The organism is Sulfitobacter sp. GN1-4, from assembly GCF_055693825.1.
Genome location: NZ_JBVFUQ010000003.1, coordinates 3,206,522 through 3,219,879 on the forward strand (window position 1 = coordinate 3,206,522; position 13,358 = coordinate 3,219,879).

Sequence of the window (13,358 nt, forward strand, 5' to 3'; positions counted from 1 at the left end):
GGGGCAAGCCGCCGGAGGCTTAACAACCCCGGTCCGAAGTGTTAGAGGCCCGGCCATGGAAAAGCTGGAAGAACAGATTGCGCATCTGACACGAGTTGTCGACGACCTAAGTGAGGTTGTTGCACGCCAAGAGACTGAAATTGTGACGCTGAACCGCCGCGTGCATATGCTGATGCAGCGGGAAGGCGAACGCGAGGCAGAAGCAACGGGCGGCGTTGTCTTGGGCGATGAGCGGCCGCCGCATTATTAAAGCGATTTTATTTTTAGAAGTCGGCCCTGACGCTTCCCAGCGTCAGGGCCCGCTTCAATCGCTGGATTTTGTTGCCTGCGCCATGACCTGGCTGTCGTGGATCAAGATCTCAGACCACTGGGTATTGTCATCCGCGCGGGGATAGCTGTTCACGAAGACTGTCTTGCGCTCAAGCTGTCGCATGTTCGACCCACATGGTTTCCCCTGCCGCGCGCCACAAACCTGGCGTTTCAGCTTTTCATAAGCCTTGTCCGTCGCGCCAACAGCCAGGTGTTTTCCGGCGGGGCCATAGTGCAGCAACTCATAAAACGATGGACTGCCAAACAGAACATGTGCTGCCGTCAACTGCCGTGGGCATCCGTCAGAAAAACCGGTGATGTAATATGTCCGAGGGCCCGCCGCACGTGGATTGGAATCGTATATCTTGTATCCACTGTCAGATGCCGTTTCGACCTTGCGGCCCAAGGACTGTCGCTTGGCCGAGCAGTTTCGCGCGACAACTCCGTGCGGCAACACCTCGCCATAAGCAACCTGCGGCAAACCGTCGTCAGCCGGGCTTGGCGCGGCAGCGGGGCGTGCGAGACGCGCAAAGAACCCTTGGCGTGGTGCGGGTTGTGCGGGTGTTGCTGGATCTGACAGTGAGGCCAATTTGACTTCGGTCGCCTCAGGCTCCTCAGCCGGGGACGATTGATCGGCAAGCTCAGTTTCCAGCGGGGTTTCAGGCACCGAAGGCGTGTCAGACGCTGAGGGCGCAGGCGCTCTGCGGAAGAGCCCAAAAGCCCCCCGCCTTGCGCCGGCGCTTGCGCATTTGAAACAGAGGCAGCAGCATCCGCCACCGCGGCATTGATATTATCAGACGAGACATCTTCGGCAGAGGCATCTTCGGAGGATATATCTCCGGCAAGCTGATCGCTTTCGACTGTCACAGCACTTGCAGGGACAGGCGCGGCATCAGCAGGCGCTGGCCTGCGGAACAAACCGAATATCCCGCCACTTTGCGGGGCCGGGGCCGGTTCCACTGTCGCATCTTCTGCAGCTTCCGTGATCTGCGTGCCAAAAAACCTTCGCGGGCAATTTCACCTTCTGTTGGCAAAGCCTGCGCAGCGGTCGGATCATCAGCCAATTCCACGTCGTTCAGGCGCGAAACACCCGACAAAGGGTCCCCACAAGCCGCGAGAAACAGCAATACAGATATGAGCGCGCCTGACTTTCCCATGGTCCCCCCGAAAAGTTAACGAAGGATGTAGCCCATCCCTGCAAACGCGTCCAGATTTTCGCAAGGATTGGGTTTGGGCGCGCCTAGAACTCCTCAACCTCCAGCACACCACCAAGCGAGCGGATCGCGCCTTTGATCTGTGGGGTCACCGGAAACTGCTGGCCTAGGTCAACGTCAACCTCGCCCGGCAGATCGGGATGCATCAGGCAGAGCTGCACCGGCCCGCGCCCTGCGGCTTTGGCCGCTGTTTGCGCGCCTTCCAGAACGGTCGCGACCGCAGCAATCGCTTGCGGGGCGTCAATAAACACCCGCAATCCCACGCCGCTTGCATCGGCCACAGCAAGATCCACTGGGCCGACGGACCTGCCGAGAAGCTTAAGCTGATCAGCCTCCATCGTGGCCTCAACGGTCACAACAACCTTGGACCCCGTTTCCAGATGGTCGCGCGCTGTCTCAAGCGTGTCTGAAAAAGCGTCACTTCATATCCGCCCGTCGGATCAGACATCTGCGCAAAGGCAAATCTGTTGCCACGTGCGGATTTTCGTTCCTGCCGCCCCGCGACAACACCAACCAGGCGCGCGTTCATCGCCCCGCGATCGGCAACCTTTTCCGTCAGCTCATCCAATGTCAGGAACGGCACGCCCGTATCCCCACCCCACTTGCGTTTGAGCGGCATCATGTAGTCATCCAGCGGATGCCCGGACAGATAAAACCCAACCGCCTTGAATTCCTCGGTCAAACGCTCTGCGGGCAACCAATCATCACAGGGCAGCATCCGTGGTTCGGGCAGATCATCACCGGCCTCGCCGAAAAGCGACACCTGGTTTGACGCCTTTTGTTCGTGAATGGCGGCTGAGTAATTCACCAACGGATCCAGCGCTTCAAACACCCGCCGCCGGTTGGCATCAAGCTGGTCAAACGCCCCTGAGCGCGCCAGCATTTCAAGCGGACGCTTGCCCACGCGTTTCAGATCAACACGGCGGGCGAAATCAAACAGCGTGGCAAAGGGTTTCTCAAGCCCGTCAACGATGCGCCCCTCCGTCACCAGCCGCATTGCTTCCACGCCCACGTTCTTGAGCGCCCCCAGACCGTAGACAAGCGCCCCATCGGTCACTTTGAACGTCGCGTCTGAGCGGTTCACGCAGGGCGGCACCCATGGCAGCTCCAGCTTTTTGCGCACCTCTTCGAAATACACGGCCAGCTTATCGGTCAGATGAATATCGCAGTTCATCACCCCGGCCATGAACTCCACCGGGTGGTTCGCCTTAAGCCAGGCGGTCTGATAGCTGACCACCGCATAGGCGGCGGCGTGGGATTTGTTAAAGCCGTAGTTGGCGAATTTTTCCAAGAGATCGAAAACCTCGGTGGCCTTTTTCTTGTCCACCCCGTTTTCCATCGCCCCCTTTTCGAACTTGGGGCGTTCCTTGGCCATTTCCTCAGCGATCTTTTTACCCATCGCGCGGCGCAACAGATCCGCACCGCCCAGGGAATAACCAGCCATGACCTGGGCAATCTGCATCACCTGTTCCTGGTAGACGATGATGCCTTGCGTCTCTTCTAGGATGTGATCAATCAGCGGATGAATGCTCTCCAGCTCACGCTGGCCGTTTTTGACCTCACAATAGGTGGGGATGTTCTCCATCGGCCCGGGCCGGTAGAGCGCCACAAGCGCCACGATGTCCTCAATGCAGGTGGGTTTCATCCGCTTGAGCGCATCCATCATGCCCGAGCTTTCAACCTGGAACACCGCCACCGTCTTGGCCGCCGAATAAAGCTTGTAGCTTGCCTCATCATCCAGCGGGATCGTGGCGATATCGTCCAGCACCCCTTCGGGCGGGGCAAAGAGCTCTGTCCCATCAGCCGCGATGTGCAGATGACGGCCAGAGGCTTTGATCTGATCCACCGCGTTTTGAATGACGGTGAGGGTCTTGAGGCCCAGAAAGTCGAACTTCACCAGCCCGGCTTGTTCCACCCATTTCATGTTGAACTGCGTGGCAGGCATGTCCGAACGCGGATCTTGATAAAGCGGCACAAGCGCATCTAAAGGCCGGTCGCCGATCACCACGCCAGCGGCGTGGGTAGAGGCGTTGCGCAGCAACCCTTCGACCTGCTGGCCGTACCCCAAGAGCCTGTCCACCACCTCTTCGTTGCGCGCCTCTTCTCGCAGGCGCGGCTCATCTGCCAGGGCCTTTTCAATGGACACAGGCTTAACCCCTTCGACGGGGATCATCTTGGACAGCCGGTCCACCTGCCCGTAAGGCATCTGCAAAACGCGGCCAATGTCGCGCACCGCCGCTTTCGACAACAGTGCACCAAAGGTGATGATCTGCCCCACCTTGTCGCGGCCATATTTCTCTTGCACGTAGCGGATCACTTCTTCGCGCCGGTCCATGCAAAAGTCGATGTCAAAGTCCGGCATCGATACACGTTCAGGGTTCAAGAACCGCTCAAAGAGCAACGAATAGCGCAGCGGATCCAAATCCGTGATGAGCAATGCATAGGCCACCAAAGATCCCGCACCCGAACCGCGCCCCGGCCCCACGGGGATGCCCTTTTCCTTGGCCCATTTGATAAAGTCAGCAACGATCAGAAAGTAGCCCGGAAACCCCATGCCTTCGATGATGCCCAGCTCAAATTCCAGCCGCTTTTCATAGTCTTCGACCGATGCAGCATGTGGAATGATCTCCAAACGCGCCTTGAGCCCATCTTGTGCCTGACGGCGCAGTTCAGCGACCTCATCATCGGCAAACTTAGGCAAAATCGGATCACGCCGGTAGGCCATAAAGGCGCAGCGTTTGGCGATCTCCACAGTGTTCTCAATCGCCTCCGGCAGATCCGCAAAAAGCGTGATCATCTCCGCCTCGGATTTGAAATAATGCTGTGCTGTCAGCCGCCTGCGCGGCTCTTGCTGATCCACATAAGCACCTTCTGCGATGCAGATCAGCGCGTCATGGGCCTCATACATATCGGACTTTGGAAAGTAGACATCGTTTGTCGCGACCAGCGGCAAATCCATGGCATAGGCCATCTCAACGCTGCCCTGCTCCGTCAGCCGCTCCGCTTCGGGCTGCCCGCCCTCACCCGGATGGCGCTGCAGCTCAACATAAAGCCTGTCGCCGAAACACGTCTTAAGTTGCGCCAGCAAGGTTTCCGCCGCCGGACGCTGCCCGTTTTGCAAAAGCCGCCCCACCGGCCCGTCCGGCCCGCCCGTCAGGCAAATCACATCTGCTGAATAAGCCTCCAGCTCAGCCAGAGTGACCTGCGGCAGCTGCCCGCCTTTGTCCACATAAAGACAAGAGTTCAGCTTCATGAGGTTTTCGTAGCCAGCCTCAGATTGCGCAAGAAGCACAACAGGTGCCGGATCGCGCGGCTTTTCCCCTGGCTGCACAGCCACATAGGCCAGATCGACCTGACACCCCATGATCGGCTGCACCCCCGCACCAGCCATGCCGACGGAAAACTCCAAGGCGGCAAACATGTTGTTTGTGTCCGTCAGGGCCAATGCGGGCATACGCGCATCAACACACATCTGAGGCAGCTTTTTCAGCCGCAGCGCGCCTTCCAGCAGCGAATATTCGGAATGTGTACGAAGATGAATGAATCGAGGCGCATGTGACATGCGCAAAGATTAGACGCCCCCCGCCAGGCTCACCAGTCCTTGCAGGCAGTCGAATGGTTTTTTCTTGCAAAGACCGGCGCGCCGCGACTAGCCTTTGTGTGATCCGCCCGGCAGCCGCGTTCTACGTCGCATCGAACGCACCCGCCACCAAAGGGCATTGGTACCGCGGCAGGCCCACATCATGGACGTTTCGTTTTCGCTCAACGGAAGCCCCGTCACCCTTACGAACATTTCACCGACCACAACCCTGCTTGATTGGCTGCGCGAAGAGCGCCACCTCACCGGCACCAAGGAAGGCTGCAACGAAGGCGATTGCGGTGCCTGTACGGTCATGATCAGCGATGCCGACGGCGCGCGCGCGCTGAATGGCTGCATCCTGTTTCTGCCGCAGGTGCAGGGCAAACACGTCACGACCGCGGAAGGCATCGCCGCACCCGACGGCACCCTGCACCCCGTTCAACAAGCGATGATCGACCATCACGGCAGCCAATGCGGCTTTTGCACACCGGGCTTTATCGTCTCGATGGCCACGGCACATCTGAACGGCGATAAGGATCACGACACCCAGCTGGCGGGCAACCTCTGCCGGTGCACGGGCTACGCCCCGATCATCCGCGCCGCTCAAGCCGCCGAAGGACAGCCTGTGCCAGGTCACTTGCAGGTTAAAGCAGACGCTGTTCCTGAAGGATCTCAGGCGATTCATGCACCTGAGGCGTCCCAAACCATCCAACCCACTTCTGCTGACATGTTGGCCGAATGGTATCTAGCGCATCCCGAGGCCACGCTGATTGCCGGGGCCACGGACGTGGGCCTTTGGGTGACCAAACAGTTCCGCGATCTGGGGCCAGTGGCCTTTCTAAACCGCTGCGCTGATCTGCGGGGTATAACCGAGGATGCAACTGCGTTCCGCATCGGTGCCATGACGACGATCACAGAGGTGGAGCAAAGCCTTGCGCCGCATTTTCCCAGCCTGGGCACGATGTTGCGCCGCTACGGCTCCGTTCAGGTGCGCAATGCTGCCACCTTGGGCGGCAACATCGCCAATGGCTCACCCATCGGTGACAGCCCCCCGGCCTTGATTGCACTGGGGGCCACCTTGCACCTGCGCAAAGGGGCCGAACGCCGCAGTTTGCCGCTTGAGGCGTTTTTCGTGGCCTACGGCGAACAAGACCGCGCATCAGGCGAATTTGTCGAAGCCATCACCATCCCCAAACAACCCGACCGGCTACGCTGTTACAAACTGTCAAAGCGGTTTGACCAAGACATCTCAGCTGTTTGTGGCTGTATCAGCCTGACCGTCACCGAAGGGGCCATCACCGATGCCCGCCTCGCCTTTGGCGGCATGGCCGGGATCCCCCAACGCGCCGCACAGGCAGAGGCTGCACTTTTGGGCCAGCCCTTTTGCGAGGCCACGATAGGGGAGGCGATGGCCGCAATGGCGCATGATTTCACGCCCCTCTCTGACATGCGCGCCTCAGCCGGCTACCGGATGCAAACCGCGCAAAACATGCTGCTTCGGTATTTCCATGAGATGTCCGGCGTGCCGACAGATGTGCAGGAGGTGATGCCATGAGCGTGGCTAAACCCCTGCCCCATGATGCAGCCGCTTTGCATGTCACTGGCGCGGCGCGCTATACCGATGACATCCCAACGCCCAGCGGCACCCTGCATCTGGCCTTTGGCACCAGCACCGTCGCAGCGGGCGAAATCACAGCGCTGAACCTTGAGGCGGTCAGGAATGCGCCGGGTGTCCGTCACGTCTTGGCGGCTGAGGATTTGCGGAATGACTGTGATGTCTCACCCTCGGCCCATGATGAACCGTTGCTGGCAACGGGTGAGGTGCATTACGCCGGGCAGCCGCTCTTTCTGGTCATCGCCACCTCGCATCTGGCGGCCCGCCAAGCCGCGCGTTTGGCAAAGGTTGAGATCACCCCCGGTAAACCCCTTCTGACTATTGAGGATGCCCTGGCGGCCAATGCCCGTTTCGAAGACGGCCCGCGCGTCTACCAAAAGGGCGATGCGGACGCCGCACTTGCCAAGGCCGCGCGCCGGTTGACGGGCAGCATCACCATGGGCGGGCAAGAGCATTTCTATCTCGAAGGGCAAGCCGCGCTGGCCCTGCCGCAAGAAGGCGGTGATATGATTGTCCACGCCTCTACTCAGCATCCCACCGAAATTCAGCACAAGGTTGGCCATGCTTTGGGCCGCCCCATGCATGCCGTGCGGGTTGAGACGCGGCGCATGGGGGGCGGTTTTGGGGGCAAGGAAAGCCAGGGCAACGCGCTGGCTGTCGCCTGTGCTATCGCCGCCGACTTGACCGGCCAACCCTGCAAGATGCGCTATGACAGGGATGATGACTTTATCATCACCGGCAAAAGACATGACTTTCGCATCGACTACACCGTTGGCTTTGAAGACACCGGGCGCATCACTGCGCTGGATCTGATCCACTATACCCGCTGCGGATGGGCGCAGGATCTGTCGCTGCCGGTGGCTGACAGGGCCATGCTGCACGCCGATAATGCCTATCACCTTGATCATGTGCGCATCACCTCGCACCGGCTGCGCACCAACATGCAATCCGCCACCGCCTTTCGCGGCTTTGGCGGGCCGCAGGGCATGCTGGGCACGGAAAAGATCATGGATCACATCGCCCAGCATTTGGAACAAGATCCTTTGGCAGTCCGCCGCATAAACTACTACGCCGATGGCCCGGATGCGGCGCAAACCACGCCTTACCACCAGCCTGTGACAGATTGCATGATCCACGCCATGACCGACCGGCTGATGGAAAGTGCTGCCTATGACAGCCGCCGCAAAGCCATCCGGGATTGGAATGCAGAAAACCCCATCCTGAAACGAGGCATCGCCCTGACGCCTGTGAAATTCGGCATCTCCTTCACGCTGACCCATCTCAATCAGGCCGGTGCGCTGGTGCATGTCTATCAGGATGGCTCCATCCACCTTAATCACGGCGGGACCGAAATGGGCCAAGGCCTGTTTCAAAAGATCGCGCAGGTGGCCGCGCATCGGTTCGGTGTGCCGGTGGATTTTGTGAAGATCACGGCGACGGATACCGCCAAAGTGCCCAACACCTCTGCGACTGCGGCCTCTTCGGGGTCGGATCTGAACGGTATGGCCGTCCAAAACGCCTGTGACACGATCCGAACCCGGATCGAAGATCATCTGGCCGAGATCTATCAAACCCGCGATATCACCTTCGCTGAGGGGCAAATCACCGTAGGTGGCGAAACGCTCACCTTCGCAGAGGCGGCGCAATCGGCCTATCAGGCGCGGGTGTCGCTGTCGGCAACCGGATTTTACAAAACGCCGGACATCGAATGGGACCGCATCGCCGGGAAGGGGCGACCGTTCTTTTATTTTGCGTATGGCGCGGCGTGCACAGAGGTGGTCATCGACACATTGACCGGTGAAAACCGCATTCTGCGGGCCGACATCTTGCACGACGCAGGGCAATCGTTGAACCCCGCGTTGGACATTGGCCAGATTGAAGGCGGTTATGTGCAAGGGGCCGGATGGCTGACGACGGAAGAGCTGGTTTGGGATGACGCAGGCGCGCTGAAAACCCACGCCCCGTCGACCTACAAGATCCCCGCCTGTTCTGACCGTCCTGATGTCTTTAACGTCACGCTTTGGGATCAACCCAACCCCGCGCAGACCGTCTACCGCTCCAAGGCGGTGGGGGAGCCGCCGTTCATGCTGGGCATTTCGGCCTTTGCCGCTCTTGCAGATGCGGTCGCCGCCTGCGGTCCGAGGTTTGGCGATCTGCAAGCGCCTGCAACAGCTGAGGAAGTGCTGTCAGCTGTAATGAGGACACGGGCATGAGCGCGATCTGGGTCGAAATCACCGCAACCCGCGGGTCAGCGCCGCGCGATGCAGGCACCGTGATGAAGGTCACGGCAACACAAACCGAAGGCACTATTGGCGGGGGGGCACTGGAACATGCGGCGACCTTGCGCGCGCGGCGCATGCTGGCGCAGGGGCAAACGCAGTATCAGGAGACCGTGCCGCTGGGGCCCGCCTTGGGCCAGTGCTGTGGCGGATCGGTCGGGTTGCGCTATGCAGCAACGCCGCAGCGATTGGAGGCGGCGCACGTCACCCCGCTTGCCCCGCGCCATACGATAGGTGGCCCCAAATCGCTGTGGCTTTGGGGGCCGGGCACGTGGGGCGCGCAGTGGTTCAAACCGCGCACCCGCAGGTCTTTGACATCACCTGGGTCGATACCAGCATGGACCGGTTTCCAAGCAGCATCCCCGCACATGCCACCCCGGTTTTGGCCAGCGATATGCCACTGCTGGCCAAACGTGCCACACGGCAGGCGGATCACCTGATTTTCACCTACGCGCATGACATTGACCTGGCCCTTTGCGCCGCCCTGCTGAAACGCGGCGTGCGGTCTTGTGGGGTGATCGGGTCCAAAACGAAATGGACGCGTTTCCAAAAGCGCCTTCGCGCGATGGGGCTTGACCCGGCACCAATCACCTGCCCCATTGGCGACAAAAGTTTGGGCAAAGCCCCCGATCAGATCGCCCTTGGCGTGATCGAAGGCTTGTTGGCAGATCAGAAGATGACCGCATGACACAATCCCCGCTGCTTGACCTTCAAGGTTTGACCAAAGCCTATCCCGGCGTGATCGCCAACGAAGATGTGTCTTTGCGCATCGCACCAGGCGAAGTGCACGCTCTTTTGGGGGAAAACGGTGCTGGTAAATCCACGCTGGTCAAAATGATCTACGGTCTGGTCAAACCTGATGCCGGCGCCATGCACATGTTCGGCACAGCCTTTGCCCCGTCAGAGCCGCGCGTGGCCCGGGCCGCAGGTGTGGGCATGGTGTTTCAGCACTTTTCGCTTTTTGATGCGCTGAGCGTGGCAGAAAACATCGCTCTGGGAATGGAGAACGCGCCAAAGCTGAACGCGCTCAGCGCTCAGATCCGACAGGTGTCAGACACCTACGGTCTGCCGCTTGCACCGGACCGGGTGGTGGGGGATCTGTCAGCGGGGGAACGCCAGCGGGTGGAGATCATCCGCTGCCTTCTGCAGGAACCCAAGCTGTTGATCATGGATGAGCCGACCTCTGTGCTGACCCCGCAAGAGGTTGAGATCCTGTTCAAAACATTGCGCAAGCTCAGCGCCGAGGGCACCGCGATTTTGTACATCAGCCACAAGCTGGAAGAGATCCGCAGCCTCTGTGACAGCGCGACAATCCTGCGTTTGGGCAAGGTGGTGGGCCATTGCACCCCCGCGGAAACCTCTGCGCGGGATATGGCGGAAATGATGGTGGGCAAGCTGCTGCAAACACCTTCGCGCGCGGGTAAGTCCCCGGGGGAGACGGTTCTGTCGCTGAACGGGCTCTCTGCCCCATCCCCGAGTGCCTTTGGCATGCCGCTGCGCGACATTACTGTTGGTGTGCGCGCGGGCGAAGTGCTGGGCATTGGCGGCGTGGCAGGCAACGGGCAGGATGAACTGCTGGCCGCCCTGTCAGGGGAAACGCTCAGCGCGCCCGGATCGGTCGCTTTTCGCGACACCGACGTTAGCCGGATGGGCCCCACAGCGCGGCGGGCCTTGGGCATCTTGAGCGCACCCGAAGAACGGCTGGGACATGCCGCGGCCCCCGATATGTCGCTGACCGAGAACGCCATGTTGACGGCAGCGGTGCGCGAAGACCTTGATCGGGGCGGGTTGCTGGACTGGGCCGCTGCACGCAGCTTTGCTGAGAAGGTCATCTCAACCTTCGACGTGCGCACACCGGGGCCTGCCAATGCGGCGCGGTCGCTTTCTGGGGGAACCTGCAAAAGTTTGTCATTGGTCGCGAAGTGCTGCAGCGCCCGGAGCTTTTGGTGGTCAATCAGCCCACCTGGGGTGTGGATGCCTCAGCCGCGGCGGCGATCCGGCAGGCAATCCTGGATCTGGCCGAGAACGGCGCGGCGGTTGTTGTCATTTCTCAAGATCTGGACGAGTTGATGGAAATATCAGACCGGTTTGCGGCACTCAACGAAGGCCGGTTGTCTGCCCCCCGGCCAGCCCAGGGTCTGACGGTGGATGAGATCGGATTGATGATGGGCGGGGCCCACGGCATGGAGGTGGCGCATGGGTGATCTGGCGTGCAGATGCTGGTCTGGATCGACCGACCCGATGTCTCACAGACGTCAAGCTGTTGGGCAAACGGGGCAAATGAAGTTGTATTGGAAAGATGAAGCGAGGCGGCGCGCATGATCCGGCTAGAGAAACGCCCAGAGCCAAGCCGGGTCTTTTCACTGGCCACACCGCTGTTGGCGGTGATCGCGACGATGGTCTTTGGCGGGATGCTTTTTGCGCTTTTGGGAAAGGACCCGCTGTTGGCCATCAAAACCATCTTTTGGGATCCGCTTTTTGGTGAGTTTGCATTCTTTTACCGGCCGCAACTGCTGATCAAAGGGGCGCCCTTGGTGTTGATTGCCATTGGGCTGAGCCTGGGGTTCAAGGCGGGGATCTGGAACATCGGCGCCGAAGGGCAATACATCATGGGCGCGCTTTTTGGCGCGGGCGTGGGGCTGGCGTTTTATCCGATGGAAGGCTGGTTTATTTTTCCGCTCATGGTGCTGGCCGGTGCCTTTGGCGGGTGGATCTGGGGCATGATCCCAGCGCTTTTGAAGGTGCGGTTTGGCACCAATGAGATCCTTGTGTCCTTGATGCTGGTCTATGTGGCGGAACAGTTTTTGGCGTCGATGTCGTTGGGGTTGCTGAAAAACCCCGAAGGCTTTGGCTTTCCGGGTTCGCGCAATCTGCAACAATACGAGAGCGCCTTTAACGCTGACCTAATTGAGGGCAGCGGCATGCATTGGGGGTGGTCGCGGCCATGATTGCTGTGATCCTGGCCTATGTCTTGTTGAGCAAACACCGGCTTGGCTTTGCCATCCGTGTGACGGGTGAGGCCCCGCGGGCGGCGAAGTTTTCAGGCGTCAACCCCACCCGGCTGGTGCTTTTTTGCATGGGGATGTCGGGGCTTTTGGCGGGGCTTGCGGGGATGTTTGAAGTCTCTGGCCCGGCAGGGCAGGTGACCATTGATTTCAACGTAGGCTACGGCTTTACCGCGATCATCGTGGCGTTTCTGGGTCGGCTGCATCCCATTGGCATTCTGTTGGCCGGGCTATTGATGGCGCTCACCTATATTGGCGGGGACATTGCGCAATCCAACCTCGGCCTGCCAGCTGCTGCGATACAGGTGTTTCAGGGGATGTTGCTGTTTTTTCTGTTGGCCCTGGATATGTTGACCAATTACCGGGTGCGGCTTGGCCGCGCGGAGGTGGCGTAATGGATCTATCTGCGATCAATCCCGTCTTGTTCATTGCAGGCTTTTTGGTGGCGGCCACGCCGTTGATTTTTGCAGCCATCGGAGAGCTGGTGACCGAAAAGGCAGGCGTGCTGAACCTGGGCGTCGAAGGGATGATGATCACCGGGGCGATTTGCGGCTTTGCCATTGCGGTTGAAAGCGGCTCGCCCTTGTTGGGCTTTGTGGCAGCCGCCATTGGCGGCGCGTTGCTGAGCCTGCTGTTTGCGTTTTTGACGCAAGTGACGCTGGCCAATCAGGTGGCCTCTGGCCTGGCGCTGACGCTCTTTGGGTTGGGGCTGTCGGCCCTGTTGGGGCAATCTTATGTGGGGATCAAACCGCCCCGGCTGGGGGATATCAACTTCGGCCCCCTGGCCGATATCCCCGTCATTGGACCCATCCTTTTTACCCATGACATCATGCTCTATCTGGGATTTGCGTTGGTGGCGGGTGTTTGGGCCGTGTTGAAGTTTACCCGTGCAGGCCTTGTGCTGCGCGCGGTGGGCGAAAGCCATGATGCGGCACATGCGTTGGGCTACAAAGTGGTGCGCATCCGCACTGCGGCGATCATGTTCGGCGGTGCCTGTGCGGGGCTGGGCGGGGCCTACATCAGCCTTATTCGCGTGCCGCAATGGACCGAAGGGATGACCGCAGGCATTGGGTGGATCGCGCTTGCGCTGGTGGTCTTTGCCTCTTGGAAACCCTGGCGGCTGTTGTTGGGTGCCTATCTTTTTGGCGGCATCACGCAGTTGCAGCTTAATCTGCAAGGGGCGGGCGTTGCCATTCCGGTAGAGTATCTGGCAATGTCGCCCTATCTGATCACGATCATCGTTCTGGTGATCCTGAGCCGGGACAAAGCAGGTGCACCTGCCTGCTTGGGCCGGACGTTCCACGCCTCCTCTTAAGGGGGCCAACAGCCCGACAAACGGGCCACACAACTGGGGAT

At 60.0% G+C, this 13,358-nt stretch carries 7 protein-coding genes and 4 pseudogenes; 8 read left to right on the forward strand and 3 right to left on the reverse strand.

The genetic code is table 11. From position 1 onward, the window contains the following. Positions 1-55 precede the first annotated feature (55 nt). On the forward strand, positions 56-250 hold the full coding sequence (locus ACZ1HM_RS16410; protein ID WP_472743732.1) for a SlyX family protein: 195 nt from the start codon (positions 56-58) through the stop codon (positions 248-250). Between the two features lie 54 nt (positions 251-304). Here the strand turns inward: ACZ1HM_RS16410 and ACZ1HM_RS16415 are convergent, their stop codons facing one another. The 3 genes and pseudogenes from ACZ1HM_RS16415 to dnaE form a co-directional block, all read right to left on the reverse strand. Continuing rightward, positions 305-976 (reverse strand): hypothetical protein, encoded by a 672-nt coding sequence (locus ACZ1HM_RS16415; protein WP_472743733.1) that lies wholly within the window; start codon positions 974-976, stop codon positions 305-307. Between the two features lie 196 nt (positions 977-1,172). After that, a complete protein-coding gene (locus ACZ1HM_RS16420) occupies positions 1,173-1,466 on the reverse strand; it encodes a hypothetical protein (RefSeq protein ID WP_472743734.1) in 294 nt (97 codons plus the stop codon). Between the two features lie 83 nt (positions 1,467-1,549). Next, positions 1,550-5,085 (reverse strand): annotated as a pseudogene (gene dnaE / locus ACZ1HM_RS16425) (DNA polymerase III subunit alpha). A 181-nt stretch (positions 5,086-5,266) separates the two neighbouring features. Here dnaE and xdhA point away from each other — a divergent pair. From xdhA to ACZ1HM_RS16460, 7 genes and pseudogenes are all read left to right on the forward strand, one after another. Next, on the forward strand, positions 5,267-6,658 hold the full coding sequence (xdhA, locus tag ACZ1HM_RS16430) for a xanthine dehydrogenase small subunit (protein WP_472743735.1): 1,392 nt from the start codon (positions 5,267-5,269) through the stop codon (positions 6,656-6,658). Continuing rightward, entirely contained in the window at positions 6,655-8,931 is a 2,277-nt protein-coding gene (gene xdhB, locus ACZ1HM_RS16435; RefSeq protein WP_472743736.1) for a xanthine dehydrogenase molybdopterin binding subunit, read from the forward strand. The genes xdhA and xdhB overlap by 4 nt, the downstream gene beginning before the upstream one ends. After that, positions 8,928-9,038, forward strand: a pseudogene (locus ACZ1HM_RS16440) (XdhC family protein); the annotation flags it as partial. The gene xdhB and the pseudogene ACZ1HM_RS16440, both read left to right, overlap by 4 nt. Positions 9,039-9,280: 242 nt before the next feature. Further along, positions 9,281-9,685, forward strand: coding sequence for an XdhC family protein (locus tag ACZ1HM_RS16445; RefSeq protein WP_472743737.1), 405 nt, complete (start codon positions 9,281-9,283; stop codon positions 9,683-9,685). Beyond that, positions 9,682-11,201: pseudogene (locus tag ACZ1HM_RS16450) on the forward strand (ABC transporter ATP-binding protein). The gene ACZ1HM_RS16445 and the pseudogene ACZ1HM_RS16450 overlap by 4 nt, the downstream one beginning before the upstream one ends. Before the next feature lie 114 nt (positions 11,202-11,315). Continuing rightward, positions 11,316-12,397 (forward strand): annotated as a pseudogene (locus ACZ1HM_RS16455) (ABC transporter permease). Beyond that, positions 12,397-13,317: an ABC transporter permease gene (locus ACZ1HM_RS16460; protein ID WP_472743738.1), complete on the forward strand. Its 921-nt coding sequence runs from the start codon at positions 12,397-12,399 to the stop codon at positions 13,315-13,317. The pseudogene ACZ1HM_RS16455 and the gene ACZ1HM_RS16460 overlap by 1 nt, the downstream one beginning before the upstream one ends. Positions 13,318-13,358 lie beyond the last annotated feature (41 nt).

Excerpts from the sequence above, each read along its gene's own strand:
- ACZ1HM_RS16420 (WP_472743734.1), bottom strand. The coding sequence starts at position 1,466 with ATGGGAAAGTCAGGCGCGCTCATATCTGTATTGCTGTTTCTCGCGGCT.
- xdhB (WP_472743736.1), top strand. The coding sequence starts at position 6,655 with ATGAGCGTGGCTAAACCCCTGCCCCATGATGCAGCCGCTTTGCATGTC.
- ACZ1HM_RS16410 (WP_472743732.1), top strand. The coding sequence starts at position 56 with ATGGAAAAGCTGGAAGAACAGATTGCGCATCTGACACGAGTTGTCGAC.
- xdhA (WP_472743735.1), top strand. The coding sequence starts at position 5,267 with ATGGACGTTTCGTTTTCGCTCAACGGAAGCCCCGTCACCCTTACGAAC.
- ACZ1HM_RS16460 (WP_472743738.1), top strand. The coding sequence starts at position 12,397 with ATGGATCTATCTGCGATCAATCCCGTCTTGTTCATTGCAGGCTTTTTG.